Annotated in this window: 23 protein-coding genes; 13 read left to right on the top strand and 10 right to left on the bottom strand. The window is 40.9% G+C overall.

Features of this window, described 5'->3' with window-relative positions:
- Positions 1–68 precede the first annotated feature (68 nt).
- The 7 genes from MMP72_RS03325 (at position 69) to MMP72_RS03355 (ending at position 5570) form a co-directional block, all read left to right on the top strand.
- Positions 69–827, top strand: coding sequence for a hypothetical protein (locus MMP72_RS03325; RefSeq protein ID WP_241314488.1), 759 nt, complete (start codon positions 69–71; stop codon positions 825–827).
- Between the two features lie 202 nt (positions 828–1029).
- On the top strand, positions 1030–1602 hold the full coding sequence (locus tag MMP72_RS03330) for an HdeD family acid-resistance protein (RefSeq protein ID WP_241314490.1): 573 nt from the start codon (positions 1030–1032) through the stop codon (positions 1600–1602).
- A gap of 120 nt (positions 1603–1722) precedes the next feature.
- Positions 1723–3702, top strand: coding sequence for an ATP-dependent helicase (locus MMP72_RS03335; RefSeq protein ID WP_241314492.1), 1980 nt, complete (start codon positions 1723–1725; stop codon positions 3700–3702).
- Between the two features lie 293 nt (positions 3703–3995).
- On the top strand, positions 3996–4241 hold the full coding sequence (locus MMP72_RS03340) for an RNA-binding protein (protein WP_241314494.1): 246 nt from the start codon (positions 3996–3998) through the stop codon (positions 4239–4241).
- 6 nt (positions 4242–4247) lie between these two features.
- On the top strand, positions 4248–4604 hold the full coding sequence (locus MMP72_RS03345; protein WP_241314496.1) for an ASCH domain-containing protein: 357 nt from the start codon (positions 4248–4250) through the stop codon (positions 4602–4604).
- A gap of 70 nt (positions 4605–4674) precedes the next feature.
- Positions 4675–5178 (top strand): DUF6586 family protein, encoded by a 504-nt coding sequence (locus MMP72_RS03350; RefSeq protein WP_004668556.1) that lies wholly within the window; start codon positions 4675–4677, stop codon positions 5176–5178.
- A 113-nt stretch (positions 5179–5291) separates the two neighbouring features.
- Complete coding sequence (locus tag MMP72_RS03355) at positions 5292–5570, top strand: hypothetical protein (protein ID WP_241314498.1); 279 nt, start codon at positions 5292–5294, stop codon at positions 5568–5570.
- 64 nt (positions 5571–5634) lie between these two features.
- Here the strand turns inward: MMP72_RS03355 and MMP72_RS03360 are convergent, their stop codons facing one another.
- The 4 genes from MMP72_RS03360 to MMP72_RS03375 form a co-directional block, all read right to left on the bottom strand.
- On the bottom strand, positions 5635–7350 hold the full coding sequence (locus MMP72_RS03360; protein WP_241314500.1) for a cation:proton antiporter: 1716 nt from the start codon (positions 7348–7350) through the stop codon (positions 5635–5637).
- A 245-nt stretch (positions 7351–7595) separates the two neighbouring features.
- The gene (rpmG, locus tag MMP72_RS03365) at positions 7596–7751 is read right to left on the bottom strand and encodes a 50S ribosomal protein L33 (protein WP_003654787.1); all 156 of its coding nucleotides are present in this window, start codon (positions 7749–7751) and stop codon (positions 7596–7598) included.
- Between the two features lie 12 nt (positions 7752–7763).
- Complete coding sequence (gene rpmB, locus MMP72_RS03370; RefSeq protein ID WP_004649871.1) at positions 7764–8000, bottom strand: 50S ribosomal protein L28; 237 nt, start codon at positions 7998–8000, stop codon at positions 7764–7766.
- A 167-nt stretch (positions 8001–8167) separates the two neighbouring features.
- Entirely contained in the window at positions 8168–9622 is a 1455-nt protein-coding gene (locus tag MMP72_RS03375; protein ID WP_241314502.1) for a coniferyl aldehyde dehydrogenase, read from the bottom strand.
- Positions 9623–9744: 122 nt separating this feature from the next.
- Between MMP72_RS03375 and MMP72_RS03380 the strand changes: the two genes are divergently transcribed.
- The 5 genes from MMP72_RS03380 to MMP72_RS03400 all read left to right on the top strand — a co-directional run bounded on the left by MMP72_RS03380 (position 9745) and on the right by MMP72_RS03400 (position 13429).
- Positions 9745–10443, top strand: coding sequence for a TetR/AcrR family transcriptional regulator (locus MMP72_RS03380; protein WP_241314504.1), 699 nt, complete (start codon positions 9745–9747; stop codon positions 10441–10443).
- An 88-nt stretch (positions 10444–10531) separates the two neighbouring features.
- Complete coding sequence (gene purU, locus MMP72_RS03385; protein ID WP_241314506.1) at positions 10532–11395, top strand: formyltetrahydrofolate deformylase; 864 nt, start codon at positions 10532–10534, stop codon at positions 11393–11395.
- A 205-nt stretch (positions 11396–11600) separates the two neighbouring features.
- A complete protein-coding gene (locus MMP72_RS03390) occupies positions 11601–12359 on the top strand; it encodes a TonB family protein (RefSeq protein ID WP_241314508.1) in 759 nt (252 codons plus the stop codon).
- A 43-nt stretch (positions 12360–12402) separates the two neighbouring features.
- Positions 12403–13023, top strand: coding sequence for a MotA/TolQ/ExbB proton channel family protein (locus MMP72_RS03395; RefSeq protein WP_241314510.1), 621 nt, complete (start codon positions 12403–12405; stop codon positions 13021–13023).
- Between the two features lies 1 nt (position 13024).
- Entirely contained in the window at positions 13025–13429 is a 405-nt protein-coding gene (locus MMP72_RS03400) for a biopolymer transporter ExbD (RefSeq protein WP_241314512.1), read from the top strand.
- A 59-nt stretch (positions 13430–13488) separates the two neighbouring features.
- Here the strand turns inward: MMP72_RS03400 and msrA are convergent, their stop codons facing one another.
- From msrA to thyA, 5 genes are all read right to left on the bottom strand, one after another.
- Entirely contained in the window at positions 13489–14013 is a 525-nt protein-coding gene (msrA, locus tag MMP72_RS03405; protein ID WP_241314514.1) for a peptide-methionine (S)-S-oxide reductase MsrA, read from the bottom strand.
- 104 nt (positions 14014–14117) lie between these two features.
- Positions 14118–14594 carry an META domain-containing protein gene (locus MMP72_RS03410; RefSeq protein ID WP_241314517.1) on the bottom strand — a complete coding sequence of 159 codons (477 nt, stop codon included), beginning with the start codon at positions 14592–14594 and terminating at the stop codon, positions 14118–14120.
- Positions 14595–14720: 126 nt separating this feature from the next.
- Positions 14721–15776, bottom strand: a complete 1056-nt coding sequence (locus MMP72_RS03415; protein ID WP_241314518.1) for a DUF4105 domain-containing protein — start codon at positions 15774–15776, stop codon at positions 14721–14723.
- Between the two features lie 21 nt (positions 15777–15797).
- On the bottom strand, positions 15798–16307 hold the full coding sequence (locus MMP72_RS03420) for a dihydrofolate reductase (protein WP_241314520.1): 510 nt from the start codon (positions 16305–16307) through the stop codon (positions 15798–15800).
- A gap of 20 nt (positions 16308–16327) precedes the next feature.
- Positions 16328–17170, bottom strand: coding sequence for a thymidylate synthase (gene thyA, locus MMP72_RS03425; protein ID WP_241314522.1), 843 nt, complete (start codon positions 17168–17170; stop codon positions 16328–16330).
- 173 nt (positions 17171–17343) lie between these two features.
- Between thyA and MMP72_RS03430 the strand changes: the two genes are divergently transcribed.
- Positions 17344–18168: a DUF1963 domain-containing protein gene (locus tag MMP72_RS03430; RefSeq protein ID WP_241314524.1), complete on the top strand. Its 825-nt coding sequence runs from the start codon at positions 17344–17346 to the stop codon at positions 18166–18168.
- A 54-nt stretch (positions 18169–18222) separates the two neighbouring features.
- Here MMP72_RS03430 and MMP72_RS03435 read toward each other — a convergent pair whose 3' ends face one another.
- Positions 18223–18798 carry a xanthine phosphoribosyltransferase gene (locus tag MMP72_RS03435; RefSeq protein ID WP_241314526.1) on the bottom strand — a complete coding sequence of 192 codons (576 nt, stop codon included), beginning with the start codon at positions 18796–18798 and terminating at the stop codon, positions 18223–18225.
- Positions 18799–18903 lie beyond the last annotated feature (105 nt).

Below are 18903 nucleotides of genomic sequence, written 5' to 3' on the forward strand. Positions count from 1 at the left end.
AGCAATTCGCTAGCATTTTTTATAGCAAAAATAAAAACCTAGATAAGATTTGATTCAGGGGGAAATGCATGTGGAAGAATATTCGAGTCGCTTGTTTACTCATGGTTTTATTGATTGTGGCAGTCAATGCTTATCGTGATCAGAACCAAGATTGGAATCAACCTATTATCATTCTTCTCCATCCGATTAATGCCGATGGTTTAGAAACAACTCAGCAATATATTCAGCGTTTAAAGTTAGATGATTTTGCTGATGTAAAACAATATTTAGAAAAGAACAGTCAGCAATATCGAGGGCAAAGCAGTTATTTTATGCTACAGATTGGGCGACAACTTCATCAAACACCCCCAACCATGCCAGAGCAGCAGAGTATTCTCAAAAATATATTGTGGAGTTTAAAGTTTCGTTTTTATGCATGGAAGCAACAGCAATCTATAGATGGTTCGCCAAGTTTAACCTTGTATTTAAACTTTCATGATCCAAAGCAAAGCCGAGAATTAAAGCATTCCACTGCATTGGAACGAGGGCGGATTGGTTCGGTCAATTTATTTGCATCACTAAAACAAGCTGAACAAAATCAAGTGGTTTTGGTACATGAGCTATTGCATGGCTTTGGTGCCACTGATAAATATTATTTAGATACCGGTGAACCGATTTTTCCGATTGGTTATGCACAAGCAGATCAGCAACCATTGTACCCACAAACCAAGGCAGAGATTATGGGAGGGCGTATTCCACTTTCAGAACATAAAAGTAAAATGCCAAATGACCTAGAGCAAACTGTCGTCAGTATGCTCACTGCAAAAGAAATTGGTTGGATCAAGTAAAAATGAAGGCAACCGACGTTAATGTGTGGATAAGTTCAGACTTACCCCCAGACCAAGGAAATAGTGATCTCAATAGAAAATAATGAAATAAAACACAATTTTCCCTGACATTACATCATGAATTGTCAACACGCCGTATACAGAAAATGGCTCAAAAGGCGCTCAGAATATACATATAAACTTGATGATAAAAGAGTAAATAATGATGAAAACAGTGGGTAATGACCTGATTCGCAATCAGCTACACGCTGACCGTAAATGGTATCTGCTATTAGGCGTATTATTGATTATTATTGGTTTGGTTCTTTTAGCGGCTTTGCCCTTTGCAACCTTGTCTGCAGTGCTTTTATTCGGTGTGCTCATGATGTTGGGTGGCGCTTTGCATTTTGTTGCTGCATTTACGGTGTTTAAAGGTGGCACACGATGGCTGTGGGCATTGTTTGGTGTGTTGTATTTGGCAGCAGGTTATTTTGCATTTACTACGCCTGTAATCACCGCTGTTGTTTTGACGAGTCTCTTGGCTGTCGCATTGATTATTGCAGGGATTATCCGCACAGTGAACGCTTTTATCCTTAGACCCATGTCAGGCTGGGGGTGGGTGTTATTTTCAGGCGTCGTGACTTTATTCACTGGGCTGTTGATCTTATCCTCGCCAAGCTCACCTTTTTGGGTACTCGGTCTATTCCTTGCGATTGATATTTTATTTCAAGGCATAAACTATCTGACTTTTGCTGGTGCAATTAAGCAATTACCGCATAGTTCGACCGTGGTTTAGACTGAACGTTTTCGATATTAGGAGCATGTGTTGAACATGCTCTTTTTGTTTTTGTAGCGTGAAATGTTTCATTTGCTTTAGTCTGCTAAAATACCATTTCATTGTGAATTGAACGATTTTATGACGCTTGCCAAGCTAATTGATGAATTAAATCCCCAACAGAAACAAGCTGCAACGACGGCTGCACAAAATTGCTTGGTTTTAGCTGGGGCAGGTTGTGGTAAAACCAAAACCATTGTGGCAAGAGCAGCGTATTTGATTGATCAGGGGCTTGCAGCACAACAGATTCAGATTCTGACCTTTACGCGTCGTGCCGCCAGTGAAATCGTCACGCGTGTCGAACAACATATGGGTGCGCAAGCCAAAGGTTTACGGGCATCCACATTTCATACTTTTTGCATGTATTTATTACGTCGCAATCCCAAAGCTTTCGGTTTAACGCAATTCAGTATTATTGATCGTGATGACCAGCTACTGATGTTCCGTTTATTGCGTGGCAAAGATAAGGGCAATGTGCTACCCAAAGCCGCTGAGCTTTGTGACTTGTATTCCTATGCGCGTAATACCAAAACCAAGCTTTCAGATGCTTTGGTTGAGCAACTCCCGCAAGCCATCGAATATAAAACGCAAATTGCAGAATTGATGCAAGCCTATGAACAACGCAAGCAAGAACGAAACTTTCTTGATTATGATGATATTTTATCGATTGTGGCGGTGCATTTACAAAGTTCACCTGAGTTGGTGAAATGGGTGACTGGCTTCTGTTCGGCTTTATTGGTCGATGAGATGCAAGATACCAATCCACTGCAATGGGCTTTATTGCAGCCATTGGTCGGCAAGGTAAAACTGTTTTGTGTCGGTGATGATGCTCAGTCAATTTATGGTTTCCGTGGCGCAGATTTTGAAAATATTCACCATTTTAAAGAACGAGTGCCTGATGCTGAGGTGCTCACTTTGGCAATGAATTATCGTTCAACGCAGGAAATTTTAGACCTATCCAATTGGTTGCTAGAGCAGAGCCAGATTCATTATGACAAACATTTACAGGCTTATCGTGGTAAGGGGTTAAAGCCGCAACTGCATGTTTTGGGCAATGAATTTGAAGAAGCCAATTGGATTATTCAAGACTTAAATCAACGATATTTCCAAGGCGCAGCTTGGGCAGAACATATGGTCTTATTGCGCTCAGGCTTTAGTGGTCGATATCTAGAGGGCGCATTGATCGCAGCTAATATTCCGTATCGCTTTATTGGTGGGGTAAAGTTACTTGAATCTGCCCACGTCAAAGATGTGTTGAGCTTACTTCGGGTCAGTGTCAATTCGCAGGATGATCTGGCTTGGATGCGGTTTCTGACTTTGTGGGATGGAGTTGGCGATGTTGGGGCGAGTAAATTAGCGCAAGAGTTGATTCAACTTGCAGATATTGATGCGCGTTGTCAGCGCTTAGAACGACACGGCAAAGTGCCACAACAAGCGATTTTAATCTTGAAACAGCTTGATGTGTTACAACAGCATGTTGAAGCCTGTATTGGCTTAGCGCTAGATGCCCTGAATGAACAATTAGAAAATAACTATAAAAGCAAAGATTGGAATCGTCGTGTCAAAGATTTTGATTTGGTAAAACAACTGGCGCGTAAACATCAATTGTTGGGTGAGTTCTTAGAGGAATATGTGCTTGACCCGATTTCAGTTTCAGAGATAGATAAAACCCCTGATCAAGACTTGGTGACTTTGATTACCGTTCATTCCGCCAAAGGGACTGAGCAAAAAGTTTGCTATGTACCACATGTTTCACCGAATCAATATCCACATGCTCGTGTGCAAGGTGATTTTGATGATGTTGAGGAGGAGCGCCGTGTGCTATATGTGGCGCTGACACGAGCAGAAAATGAATTGATTTTGACCAAACAGAATTTAAATCTATGGTCACAAGATCAATATGATGAGCAAGGACGGAAAATAGAAAGCTATTTCCTCAATGATTTACCTCAACATTTGCTGAGTGTTCAGATTCATCGCCAAGTTCCATCCTCTTTCAATAAAGGTGGTTGGCAGCGTAACTCAGCAATAAGTTTAGGTTTTGGTATTGATCTCGATTAAACTAAGGTTAGGGTCTGTGGACATTTCACAGATGCTTGCGACAGAGGGTGTTTTTTAGACGATACAAGGCATAACGTAGTAACGGCAAAAAATGTCCCTGTCCCGCAGGGTTATGGCTAAAACTTCCTCAAACTTCGTTATGAAATTTGACAAGGGGGTCGCCATTGCCTGCATTTCATGCCTCGTTTGTGTCGTTTTAGCCGATAACGCAAGGCATGGTTGAAATATCAACAGACCCTATTCAATTATTTTGATTCATTTCTTTAAAAATGAATCATTTCTTAGGTTTTAGCATGAAAATTTTAGTTCGTAATTTAGATCGTTCCGTAACCGATGCAGAAGTCCTTGAGTTATTCAAGCCTTATGGCAAAGTTGAATCTTGTGTCGTGGTAAAAGACGAGGCAACAGGGAAGTCTAAAGGTTTTGGCTTTGTGGAAATGACCAATCCAAGAGAAGCAGTTAAAGCGATTAAAGGTCTCAATACTTTACGTGTAAAAGGTGTGGGTATCCGAGTGAAAGCTGCGGACGATAAAGCTTAACCTTCAATGCTTAAACAATATGCGGCTTTATCTATTGTTGCGCCCAATGGTGAGCGAATTGCACACGGCCTTAAAACCTTAGAGATTCGCTCTTGGTTGCCTGAGGAATTTCCGCTTAAAAATCTCGTTATTGTCGAAAATCAAAACTATCTCTTAAAAGATAGCGATGAAGAGATGGGGCGAGCCGTTGCTCTAGTCGATATCGAATCTGCGCATGCTTGGCAACAACATGAAGTTGAAGCAGCACAGGCATCTCGTTGGACAGAAGGGTATTATGCTTGGGTGATTAACAATGTCCGTCCTTTTCCTCAGCCAATCGCATGTATGGCAAAGCGTAAAATTTATCGTGTTGAATTGATGTGATGATCACTATTTGTTTAATCGTCAATTCGCTTTACAATTGCCCATGATTTAAATGAAATAGGGATTTAAGATGTCTCGTGTTGCTCGCTACCATGCTGATCGTACCAATCAAAAACTTTATTTTGCTCGACTTGCATGTCAACAAGCAGAGCAAACTGAACATATCCAACAAGCACAGGCGTACCGTGAAGCCGCAGTATTCCATTTGCATGGGGCGATTTTAGCCTTCTTGCAAGAATTGGTACGTTACTACCGTCTAAATGATTTACAACCGACGTTTAAATCGATTGAAGAGCATATGGCGGATAAAGGTCAGGTATCACCAGAAATTTCAGTCTTACAGCATTTGGCAAAAGATGGTTTTGTGGCTGAGTTAAAACGCGCCTATCGTATGTGCCAATATGCGCCAGAACCGACTTCGCCAGAGCCAGAGAATGAAACCTCATCCAATTTGATTATTAAAGTGACTCAAAGCCCACAAGCATGGTTGCCTGATGCCAAAATTTTGCGTGAATGGCATCGCGAGTTAAGTCACTTAATTGATGGTTTTCGTAACGAAATGGTTGAGTTCTAAGTTAAACCAGTGAGATACTTGAAATTCATGCAAACAGCACTTATATAAATAAGACGTGAGATCGCAAAGTGCACACGTGCTTTGCCACCATGATTGAAGCATGGAGAATATATATGTCAATGCAGCAGTTAAAAGAATTATTTGGTAACCAAGAAGCGGTTCTAGAATTGGTTCAACTCGAAGGTGGTGAGCTCGCGTTGCGTAATGCTGGTTCTGAACAAGAGCCTTTAGTCAAGATTCAGTTTAGTGATGAAGTGAAAGAAATTCTTGGAGATCAAACACCGGCAGTCGCTCAACACATGATTCAAGCGGCTTTATTTGGTTTGCTCGAAAAGCAAATGAACCAATGGCAAGCGGAAGTGATGGATGAGCAGCCAACTCATTTGAGTTAATACTAAATACGATATAAGAAGCAAAAAGCGTACTTAAAGTACGCTTTTTTTGTTTGCCATGTAGTTAATGTTCAACAGCTTGATGTGCTCGCTCGATTTGATTGAGAATATGATGACTCATATTTTTTGCCATTTCTTCTTTGGCATAGAAGACTTCACCAATATTTTCTTCACGAATCACTACCGCTTCTTCCTTACTTTCCGCACAGATCAATACCTGAATCTCAGGGTTCAATTGTTTAGAAATATCAACGATCCGATGAATGTCTAAAATATCCATTGGAGAAATCACCAATAATCGTGCGTGCTGAATATGCGCTTGAACCAAAACATTCGGTTCAGTTGCTGCGCCACTGACAGCGGCGATGCCTTGATGACGTAGCTTTTCAACGATCTCTCGATTTTCTTCAGCGATTACCACTTTGATATTTTGTTGTATGAGATTGTCACTAATGCGACGACCGACCCCACCATAGCCGACAATCACCACCTGATCGCGTAAATAGTCTTGGTCAACTTCATCTGGCAGCATCGCAAGTGGGTCACCACTACGTTCTAATAAGCGTGCGAGATGCGAGCGTTGACGAATCCATCGTTGCGTTGGTTCGATGGCAGAGAAAACAAACGAGTTCAATGTGATTGAGAATAGTGCACCTGCAAGAATGAGATTTTGAGCTTCTAAAGTCAGTAAACCAAGTGCAACCCCCATCGTTGCCAAAATAAATGAGAACTCGCCGATTTGCGCGAGACTTGCACCTACGGTTAAAGCGGTATTGATGGGATAACGGAAGAATAAAACTAGGGCAATCGCCGCCAATGTTTTACCCACCATAATAATCGCAACGACAGCGAGAATATGTAATGGTTCTTTGATGAGAATGCTTGGATCAAACAACATCCCGACCGATACGAAGAATAAAATGGCAAAGATTTCACGAAGTGGAAGGGTTTCTTCTTCAGCACGATGACTAAAATCAGATTCTTTCACCACCATACCCGCGAAGAATGCACCCAGTGCCATAGAGACACCAAAGACGGCGTAAGAGCCATAGGCGATAGATATAGCTGCTGCAACGACAGTGAGGGTAAATAACTCCCGAGAGCCCAAGCGAGCGACAAATTGCATAATCATCGGTACGAGGCGCTTACCCACAATCAACATGAAAGCGATAAAACCAGTGACTTTCAACAGCGTGATGCCAATGGTCATCCAGATATTCTGAGATGAATCCACACCATGTAACGCTGTTCCACCGAGTAATACTGCCATAGCAGGCAAAAGTACCAAGGCCAAGACCATGACGAGATCTTCGACCAAGAGCCAGCCAACAGCGATTTTACCATTGACGGAATCCAGTAAACCTCGATCACCAAGTGCTTTGAGCAGCACTACAGTACTGGCACAAGATAAACTTAGACCAAAGATCAAGGCAGAACCAAAGCTCCATCCCCAAAGCATGGAAACACCTACACCGAGTAAGGTTGCTACACTGATTTGCAGAATTGCACCAGGTATGGCAATACGACGGACTTGGAGTAAATCTTTGATGGAAAAGTGCATGCCCACGCCGAACATGAGAAACATGACGCCTAGCTCAGCCAACTGATTGGCAAGTTGAATATCACCGACAAAGCCAGGTGTGTTCGGACTAATAATGATGCCCGCAATTAAATAACCAATTAAAGGAGGTAAGCGTAAACGTGCAGCGATATAGCCAAAAATAAGTGCTAAGCCAAAGCCAAAAGCAAGTAATATAATTAAACCAACATCATGTGGCATTGGAACTCCTTAATCGTTGCGGTTAAGGTATAAATAGATCAGCATAAAACATGCCAAGAAAGAATCGAATAAATTGTAACAACTAAAATAGAATTTGTTGATGACATTTTTAAAAATTATCAAAAAAAATAATGTAAATTTCTTTCAACGCTGAGAAACATTTAAAGCGTGGTACGGGAGATAAGAGGGGATTTTAAAGCAAAAAAAACGACCTCAAAAGAAGTCGTTTTTTAAAGATACTAAAATTATTTAATTTTAGCTTCTTTGAAGATTACGTGTTGACGGATTTTTGGATCAAATTTTTTGATTTCCATTTTTTCCGGCATAGTACGTTTGTTCTTAGTCGTGGTATAGAAATAACCAGTACCAGCTGTAGAAACGAGACGGATTTTATCACGCATTGTTCAGACTCCTTAGATCTTTTGACCTTGAGCACGGAGATCAGCAACAACTTTCTCAATACCCAATTTATCAATAATACGCATACCTTTAGTGGTTAAACGAAGACGTACAAAACGCTTTTCGCTTTCTAACCAAAAACGGTGGTGGTGCAGGTTCGGCTCGAACCGGCGTTTGGTTTTGTTGTTTGCGTGCGATACGTTGTTACCAACGATTGGACGCTTGCCGGTAACTTGGCAAACCTTAGACATGGTGAACTCCATTGCTAGTTTTATAGCACTGTTTCGTGCAACTAGCCATTCAAGTAAACGGATGAAATCATTCAAGGGGCGTTTTATACCAAAAATACGATTAAAAGACAAGCGAAATTGGTAAAAACAAGGCATGAACTCGTTTGATAGGTCATGCCTTGATCAGCCTAGCGAAATAGTGTTTTCAAAAGCAGTTTGTGTGCGGCTTTATTATATGGCGGTAGAATGAATTTTAAACTATAAAGTTTAGGGCTCACAGGATTTGACATCATGGAGCGTTCATGTGAGAAGCTAAAGAAACCTTCTTTACCATGATATTTGCCCATACCTGATGCGCCGACACCACCAAATGGCAGGTCATCTTGAGCAACATGCGTTAAGACTTGGTTGATACCAAAATGCCCTGAATGGGTGCGTCCTGCAATATATTCTGCACGCGCACTATCCACATCAAAGTAATAGAAAGCCAATGGGCGAGGACGACTATTAATGAACTGAAGCGCATCTTCGATGTGTTCATATTCTAAAATAGGAAGAATTGGACCAAAGATCTCATTCTTCATGATTTCCATGTCTGTGCTGACATCAGTTAATAAGGTTGGTGCGATTTTACGAACCTCAGTTAAAGATTCGTTCTTGCTGTTTAACTCAACAATGTTCGCACCTTGCTTTTGTGCATCCTCAAGATAACCTTGTAGGCGGTTATATTGTTTGTCATTGACAATCGAGGTGTAGTCATTGTTGTCAGCTAAAGTTGGATACATGCTGTTTACAAAGTCTTGATAATGCTGAGTGAATTCAGCGGTTTTGCCTTTAGGTAAGAACATATAATCTGGTGCAACACAGGTTTGACCCGCATTCCAAAGTTTACCCACCGCAATACGTTGAGCGACATCACGAATATTCATGGATGGGTGAACTAGCGCTGGAGACTTACCTCCCAGTTCCAAAATAACAGGCACAAGATTTTGAGCAGCAGCAGCCATCACTGTTTTACCGACAGAGGTCGAGCCTGTAAAAATCAGTTTATCAAATGGCAGGTGACTAAATGCATCTGAAATAGGACCACCGCCATTTACAACAGCCACTAATTCTTGAGGAAAGGCTTCTGAAAGCGCATTTTCAAGGACATAACCGAAGTTTGACGACGCACTGGAAATTTTGATCATGGTATGGTTACCCGCAGCCAATGCACAAATCAGTGGGCCAACGGAGAGCAATAATGGGTAGTTCCATGGTGCAATAACACCAATGACTCCTAAGGGCTGATATTGTACCCAGCCTTTCGCAGGTTGGTGTAACATGCTGATATGGCGTTTAGATGGTTTCATCCATTCGGTCAAGTTCTTGCTATAGTATTTAATATGTTCCAAGCAAGTGAGAACTTCACCAATTTTGGTTTCCATAATGGCACGATTGCCATAATCTTGACTAATTGCGTTAGCAAATTGATCTTGATACTTTACCAAGATGGTTTTAAGTCGAGCCAAGCGCTCAATACGTTCTTTTGCGCTTGGGACGGGATGACGCTGGTAAGCAACTCTTTGCTGTTCAAGCAAATCATGTAGCCGTTTTACATCAACATGAGGTGTCATAGCGGTTGTTTTTGTTTGACTGTTCATAGGAGTAGACCAAAAGAAAACTTATTTACTTTTTCATTTTTAGAGTAAATACTCTAAAGTGTCAAGTCGCCTTATGGGTTTGTTTTATAACTCATTGATAATCTTATAGATGGTTAAAAACGATGTCGCATGCTAAACCGAACAAAACCAAAGACAGAATTTTGCAGATCAGTTTGCAGTTGTTTAATGAGCGTGGAGAGCGTTCTGTCACCACCAATCACATTGCGGCTGAACTCGGTATAAGTCCCGGCAATTTGTATTATCACTTTCGTAATAAGCAAGAAATTATTAAAGAACTTGCACTGCAATATCAGTCTGAGACCTTAGGCATGTTGGCGTTACCAGATGATCGTCCACTCAATGCCAATGACAAGATCAGTTATTTTCAGGTGTTAAGCAATCAACTTTGGGCCTATCGTTTTATTCATCGTGATGTTTATCATCTTGTTGAAAATAATGAGGACTTTAGAAAAATTTATCCGCGTTTTGCGGGGCAGGTCATGCAACAAGGGCAGAGAATCTACCGTGCTTTCGTCGATGCTGGGTTGATGAAAATGACTGATTCTGAAATCGAAGCCTTGATCATTAACTTATGGATCGTGTTGACCAACTGGACCAATTTCCTCTATATGTCGGGTCATATTAGTGACAATAACCATCTAGAAGAAAAATGGGTATGGCAAGCATTGCGACAAATGGTGTTTTTAGAAGGGCCTTATCTAATGGGTGAGAGTCGTCAGACTTATGAGCAATTACTGCAATCACTTGGCCCATCTGAATTATTTGCTAGTCTGTCTAATCTTAAAAATGATGATGAATAGATTGGCAGGAGCTATTTAGTCAGCAGCAAAAAAGCGCTAGAATGCTCGGCTTGATTTTAATTTGATTTGAATAAGTGATATTAACCACATGAACACGACTACTGCCCATACAGCACGATTACTGATTACTTGTGAAGACAAGCCGGGCATCGTGCAAGCTGTATCGAGCTTTTTGTATCATCAGGGAGCAAACATTACCGCACTTGATCAGTACGCAACAGAAGCTCAAGGCGGGCGTTATTTTATGCGTGTTGAGTTTGAGTTGGATCATTTGCATTCTCGCAAAGACGCTTTAATGCAAACCTTTGCTGCTAACGTTGCTGAACGTTATGGCATGCAATGGAAACTCGCGTTTGTAAATGAGCTGAAAAAAGTCGGGATTTTGGTCTCTAAAGTCGACCATGCTTTGCTTGAGCTGTTATGGCGTCATGCGCGTGGTTCATTGGAATGTGAAATTACCCATGTGATTTCAAATCATGAAGATTTGCGAGAAGCAGTTGAGAACTTTGGTATTCCATTTACGGTTATAAAAGTGACCAAAGACAATAAAACAGAAGCCTATGCGCAAATTAATGAGATGATGCAAGGCAATGATTTACTCGTTTTAGCACGCTATATGCAAATTTTGAGTGAAGATTTCGTGGCCAAATGGGAAATGAAGATTATCAACATTCACCATTCATTCTTGCCTGCTTTTGTTGGAGCGAATCCGTATAAGCAAGCTTATGAAAAGGGTGTGAAATTGATTGGTGCGACAGCGCATTATGTCACTGCTGACTTGGACCAAGGGCCGATTATTGAGCAGGATGTTGAGCGTGTGAGCCACGATTACAACGTTGAACAATTACGTGAGCTAGGCGAAGACGTTGAGCGTAATGTATTGGCGCGTGCAGTGAAATGGCATTTAGAAGACCGTATTATTGTCGATGGAAATAAGACCGTGGTTTTCTAATCCAACGGCAATGTTTCATTGTGTAAGGAAAACATGCCAAAAGGCATGTTTTTTTATGCCTATTTTTCAATGGATAATGATTATACAAGAAAAAACAGTTGCAAATGAAAACACTTCTCATTTATTATTATGGCACTTTAATTGTTCTATCCGATGTGTGTGATCGTTTTTTTACTAACACCATCTACTAGGTACTTTGATTCTTATGAGTCCATCTCCTGCAACATTTAACACATCAAACTCGATGAAAAAGAAAATTATCACTGCTTTAGTTGCGGTTGTGATTGGGCATGTGGGAGTTTTGTGGGCGGTCAGCCACATCAAAACGATTGAGTTAAAACCCATCGAAAAAGAGCCGCTTAAGGTTAAATTCGTCAAAATTAAAGAACCGCCAAAAGCGGAACTCCCTAAACCGAAAGAAACACCAAAACCTGAGCCTAAAAAAGAAGTGAAAGAGGTTAAAATCGTTGAAAAACCGTTACCTCCGCCACCGAAGAAAATTGAAAAGGTGCAGCAAGTAAAAGCTGAAGCACCTAAGCAAGTGATTCAGAAAACTGAACCAAAAGTTGAAACGAAGATTGAGACTACAGTTGTCAGTACAACTGTAACGGAAAAGGTGGTTGAGAAACCAAAACCTGTACAAGAAGTGGCTAAGTCTCAACCTGCCGCTGATCCGTCACCAAAAACGGTATCTATTGGTGGTTCTGGGATTCAATGGAGTCGTACACCGAAGCCAACAGCGACTGCAAAAGACATGGAAAATCAGCCACGAACTGCTGTGGTGGCGATTGAAGCAGATGAGAAAGGTAAGATTACCAGTGTTCGTATTGTACGTAGTACAGGCTTACCTGCCTTAGATGAAAAGTTAGTTAGGCAGGTTCGAAGTGGTAGATTCAAACCGTATATGGAAAATGGCGTTGCTTATCCAATTAAAGCAGAGCTACCTTTAGATTTAACCCTTTAAAAGATTTAAGCCTTCACGGCTAACTTTAATTAGGAGTTCGAGTATGAACTTTTCAGTTTATTGGCAACATGCAGATGCAGTAAGTAAGACGCTGTATTTCATTCTTCTTGCAATGTCGATTGCGACGTGGACGATTTTTATTCTACGTATTTTAGGGACGCGCCAATTAAAACAACAGGCTTATGCTCAGCTTGCTCAGGCTTTGGCGACGCTGAAAGCGAAGTTACAACCATTAACGTTTGAGCAGCGTAAAGCAGTCGCTGAACAAGCCCTACTTCGCCAAATCTCTGCTGAGAAATCACAAGCAGAAAAAGGTGTATCTGTGCTTGGAACCATTGCTTCACTTGCTCCGTTCGTTGGTTTATTCGGAACCGTGTGGGGAATCTTCCATGCGCTTGTGGCTGTTGGTAAAAGCGGTCAGGCGGGTTTAGCGCAAGTTGCGATTCCTGTCGGTGAGGCTTTGATCATGACGGGTCTGGGTCTAGCCGTTGCGATTCCAGCGGTATTGGCTTACAACATTTGTATGCGTTTCAATCGTGGTTTGGCACATGACTTACAAGATCAAGCTCATAGCTTGCTGATTGATACTATGTTGCAGCAAGAAAGCCCAGCAAAGGCAGAAACTAAAGCGACTCAACAAAGTTTAGTTGGAGGTCAAGCTTAAAATGGGCTTTCAATTGGGTGAAGACCACGACAGTGGCATGAATGAGATGAACCTCATTCCTCTGATCGATATTATGTTGGTATTGATGATTATCTTTTTAGTCACGGCAACGGTTGCTAGCCCATCAATTCCATTGAGCTTACCAAAGACAACGGCTGAAATTATAGATCCGCCACCGAAAGCCATTACCATCAGCATTAATGATAAAGGTGCAGTGGCTTGGGATACGCAAATCATTAGCTTAGATGAGCTAGAAAAGCGCTTCCAAGAGGCAGGTCAAGCAGAGACGAAACCGACTGTACAATTACGTGCAGATAAAGAATCAAAATACGATACGGTTGCACAAGTGATGTCTCGTGCCAGTGAAGCGGGCTTAAGTGATATTGCTTTTGTCAGTGAAAACTAATTCAATTAATTTGGTTTGATAAAAATTGAAAGCAACGCGAAGCGTTGCTTTTTTTATGTCTATTCTACTTTGAGTAAATCATGGAATTTTGCTCGTAATTTGGAGAGCTTAGGCGGAATGCTAAAGTTACAATATCCTTGTGATGGATTACGTGCATAAAAATTTTGATGTTCATCTTCAGCAGGATAAAAGGTAGGAGCAAGGCTCAGTTCAGTGACAATGTTTAAGCCTTCATCTTCCAGACTGTGAATGATCTGCTCTGCGAGTTGTTTCTGCTCATCATTAAAGTAATAAACAACAGAACGGTATTGCGTCCCCATATCATTACCTTGACGGTTTAATGTGGTTGGATCGTGCGTGGTGAAGAATACATTTAAGAGTTGAGCATAGCTGATCTGTTGTTCATCAAAATCAATAAGTACGACCTCAGCATGCTGGGTTGTGCCTTGACAGACTTGTTCATAACTTGGGTGCTGAACAATTCCACCAGCATAACCACTGACTACTTTTTCAACGCCTTTGAGTTGTAGAAATACTGCTTCTACACACCAAAAACATCCACCACCAAAGAGTGCCTGTTGCATAAAATTTCCTAGTTTTTAATTTTAAGAATGTGTCTAAGGTAAACCAAGTGCTCAAAAAGTAAAAGCCTGTGTTTGAAACGAGTTTTACTTATTACGATCAATCATTAAGGGCGTGGTTGAATCGCTGTCACAAAACTCACGAGGACTTTCCCTGAGTTGTCTAAGAACTGAAGTTCATGTCCTTTTAGCTGGTAGCTTGCTGTATGGGTTAGTGCATCGGTATATTGACGAGAGAGGGCAGCATTGTCATTGCCGATACAAGCCATCTTGGTAGAGGTAATTGGACCGATTTTTAATTGGTTCGCACTACTTTCAAAGCTACCTAAAATCTTGTTACAACCATCTGCACCAGAGAAACGTTTTGCTTGAGCATCAAATTGGATTGATGGTCGTTTGCCAGAGAGATCATTACTTTCGACCTCAACGCCATTTATTTGGGTTGCAATCCAAGTGCGGTTATACAAATCAATGCTCTGTTTTTGAGAGGCATTTGGTGAGCTATGCAGAGCTTCCGTGGCTGTACAACCAGTCATGACAACGGCAACCGCCAAAGTACACGATGTTAAGCATGCTTTTAACATAAAATTTTAAATCCAAGTTTTTGCGTTTATATGGTTATTATTTAAATAAATCATCATGTAGATGGGTGGTGTGTTGAGTATCCTTTTGTAAATATTCATTTATTTTTAATAAAGTGAGTAGGAAATTTATTCGGTTTCAGGCAATCCAGCCCGAATAATCGTGGAGAAGTACTCGCTACTTTGATTGGGTTGTTGTTCATATTGTGTAGTACGTGGATTGATATGTGCTAAGTGATACCACTCTTTCATACTATAATTCTGGTTAAGTGCTTTCAGATCATGTAAATAATTAGGTAAATAGCCTGATGCCAAAAGGCGGTAGTCCTTCGGCAATCTTTGAGAGTTGATTGCTTGTGCCATATCAAAAATCAGGGTGGTGCAGTTACTGGTCAGGGTGTTATACCATTTTGCTTCCGTACGTAATTCATCTGCTTTATTCAGATATTCAATAAACAAGGCCTTGCGTTCATCGGCTGGCATTTTGATGGGAAACAAATAGACTTGTTCTTGACGGATATTACTTCGGGTATAAACAATATCTTTTTCATCAGAGGCAATCAGACTAAGCTCATATTTACGAAAAAAACCGCCAATGGCTGAAAATGATTCACCTTTTTCTTTGCGGATTTCAATAGAAAAGACCAATGGTTTCTGATCTGAGAAATCAAAACTGACTAACGTATGGGCAATCTGTGGTCCCATCCAGTATGAGGCAATCACATTGATCCCCGTAATTTTACTGAGGTCAACTGTGCGATCTTCCCAGTGAACATCATAACTGCCATCAGTATGCCAGTTAAAATTACGAACATGATGTAAGGTGACGATATCACCATGCTTTTCATAACTCAGTTGCTCTGCAACTTCAGGATCCCATTCTCGATCTTGTCTGGCATCTAATGAAAAATACCAAAACAGTGAACAAGCAAATGCACAACAATAGAGAATAATGTCGGTGCGTCGACTAAAAATATGACCACTGATATAAAAGCCAATTAGACTCAGTGCAAAAAAGACCCAAAGTATAATGATCAGGCGGCTAAAAATACTGCCGAGAGGTTGTTGAATCCATAACGCAAGGCATAACCATGCACTCGAAAGGATCACGAATAAGGTAAACGTACTGTGTAATAGTCCGATTCCTAGCGCAATGAAAAATTCACGTGATCCAATGTTATGCATAGCAATTCGCGATCCATTTTTTTATTTTTGATACGTTGCAAACTCGAACGCTATATTTGATTTCTCATCAGTATGCTGTTCTGAGTTTACTTTATGAAAATCCTCAGAGATTTTTGGATAATGCGCATCACCTTGGACATCTAGATCAACATGGGTTAATTCTAGGCGATCGGCAATGGCGAGGGTTTGGGTAAAAATCTCTCCTCCCCCAATAATAAATAAGGATGCTTTTTCAGAGTGTTGTACGTCTGTAAGCGCACCATTTAACGCATCTTCGATACTATGCGCAACCTTAACCCCTTCAAATTGCCAAGCAGGGTCGCGTGTAATGACCCAATTCACCCGATTAGGGAGCGCTCGTCCCATTGATTCAAGGGTTTTACGTCCCATGATCACGACACCGCCTTGGGTGATGGCTTTAAAATGCTTAAGGTCGGCAGAAATATGCCACGGTAGGGCATTGCCTTTTCCGATACAGTGTTTTTGGTCCATTGCCACAACGTGTACAACTTCAGTTCCTTGCCATGCCATAGGGTGATCTCTCTAGATGGTTAAACAGCAACAGGTGCTTTAATTGCAGGATGTGATTCATAGCCTACAATCTCGATATCTTCAAATTTAAAGTCGAAAATATCGTTGATGTTTGGATTGAGTTTTAATTGACACAAGGCCAATGGCTCACGAGAAAGCTGTAATTGCGCTTGTTCAAAATGATTGGCGTATAGATGCGTATCACCACCCGTCCAGACAAAATCACCGACATCCAAGCCACAGACTTGCGCAATCATATGGGTAAGTAGGGCATAGCTCGCAATATTAAATGGCACACCTAAGAAAACATCGGCACTACGTTGATAAAGTTGGCACGACAGTTTGTTATCTTGTACAAAGAACTGGAACAGAGTATGGCAAGGGGGCAATGCTACTTTGCCAGCTTCATTTGGGTTCCAGCCTGACACAATGAGGCGACGTGAGTTTGGATTGGTTTTAATTTCATTGACCAACCATTTGATTTGATCAAAACCATTTTGCTGGTAACTGCTATCTTCATTCTGAGTCGCGCCAAAGTTACGCCATTGATGACCATAGACAGGGCCAAGTTCGCCTTCAGGACGACCAAAACGTGCAGTTTGTTCGGCGGTTGCCCATTCATCCCAAATCGAGACTTTGTGGTCTTTTAGGTATTGAACGTTGGTATCACCTTTTAAGAACCAAAGCAGTTCAATCACAATCGAGCGAAAGTGGACTTTCTTGGTGGTTAATAATGGAAAACCTTTAGAAAGATCAAAGCGCATTTGATGACCAAATACTGAACGTGTACCTGTGCCAGTACGGTCGCCTTTGTCGCCGCCATTGTCGAGGATATGTTGTAAAAGGTCTAAGTAAGTGCGCATCGTGATTCCTAATCGCAAATTTTTTATCGGGCTAATCTTATCAGAATTTATGTGATAAATAATGGTTCAATTACGCGTCAGCCATTGTCGCAGCAGGATGTTTGTGCTCTGTTTCAATTTATTTGATTGTTTTATATTACATTCTATAAATAAGCACATGGACAATGAACAAAATGAAACTTCAGCTTGAGACTTTACCGAACACTTTGCATCCATACCTAGAAAAAATCTCCGCAACAATTCTACCAACCGTAACCCTACAGCTTAGGCCAAATGATGCATTAACTTTATGGCAAAGTAAGGTGGGTGGGCAGCCCTATTTACCACTGGATATGCAATATCCAGTAGATTCGAAGGGGAATCCATTGGCTTTGTTGGCACAGTTTAATTTTGCTGAAATTCCAAATTTACCTAATTTCCCAGACAAGGGGATTTTACAGTTCTATATTGCAGCCGATGATTTGTATGGGTTGAACTTCGATGATCAACAGCAACAATCCGGCTTTAGAGTGCTATATTTTGATCAAGTGCTTGACGATGCTGCACAGTTAAAACAGGATTTTTCAGAACTTCAGTTTGGTGAAGATGATTATTTGCCATTTACTGGGCAGTATTCGATCGAATTTCAGCGAGCTGAACAAGCCATGAGTCTTGAGGATTTTTCTTTTGGAAAGAAGGTTTTAGGTGTCGATGAACTTTACGATTTTGAAGATCAATTTGATGGCGGCGATTTCGAGAATGATTTTATTGAGCCTTATAATGAATTGGTTTCTTCAAGTGGACACCGTTTAGGGGGTTATCCTTATTTCACACAGACTGACCCGCGCCACTATAATGAAAAAGTTCAGGACTATATATTACTGTTTCAACTTGATACCGATGATGCTGAGAACGAAATTATGTGGGGCGATTCAGGTGTTGGTAATTTCTTTATTCATCCTGATGATTTAAAGAAACGTGATTTTTCAAAAGTCTTATATAACTGGGATTGTTGTTAAATAAAAAAAGCGGATGAAAACTCATCCGCTTTTTTGCGCTAAGCGATGAGTCGGTTATTCAGTCACAAAGGTAACTTTGCCATCGACCAAGGATTTCACCCGAGCCAAGGATTCAACGCGATAACCTTTCTCAATCAGTAAATCACGGCCGACTTGGAAGGATTTTTCAATCACAATACCGACCCCAACCACTTCTGCATTGGCTTGATGAATTAAATCAATTAAGCCTAAAGCAGCTTGACCATTTGCCAAAAAGTCATCAATCACCAGTGCTTTATCACTTGAGTTAATGTGCTTATTTGAAATCGCAATGGTACTTTCAGTTTGTTTGGTAAATGAAAACACTTTAGAACGGTAAAGATCATCTTTAAGCGTTAATGACTGGTATTTACGAGCGAAAATCACAGGCACACCGAGTTCTAAACCTGCCATGATTGCAGGTGCAATGCCTGATGCTTCGATGGTAATAATTTTGGTAATACCTGCATCTTTAAAGCGAGCAGCAAACTCTTTACCCACCAACTGCATAAGGACAGGGTCGATTTGGTGATTTAAGAAAGCATCAACTTTTAAGACTTGATCAGATAGAACGATACCTTCATTTAAGATTTTCTGTTCTAAAGCGTACACGGGAGAATCCTCTAAAACGGATGCTTTTTCAAGCAAAGGCATATTTTAGAAAGCATCGAAAAAATTGCAAGCCAAAATTACAGGGTTTATTGATATTTCACATAA

This window comes from Acinetobacter sp. NIPH 2699 (genome assembly GCF_022549355.1).
Taxonomy (GTDB): Bacteria; Pseudomonadota; Gammaproteobacteria; order Pseudomonadales; family Moraxellaceae; genus Acinetobacter.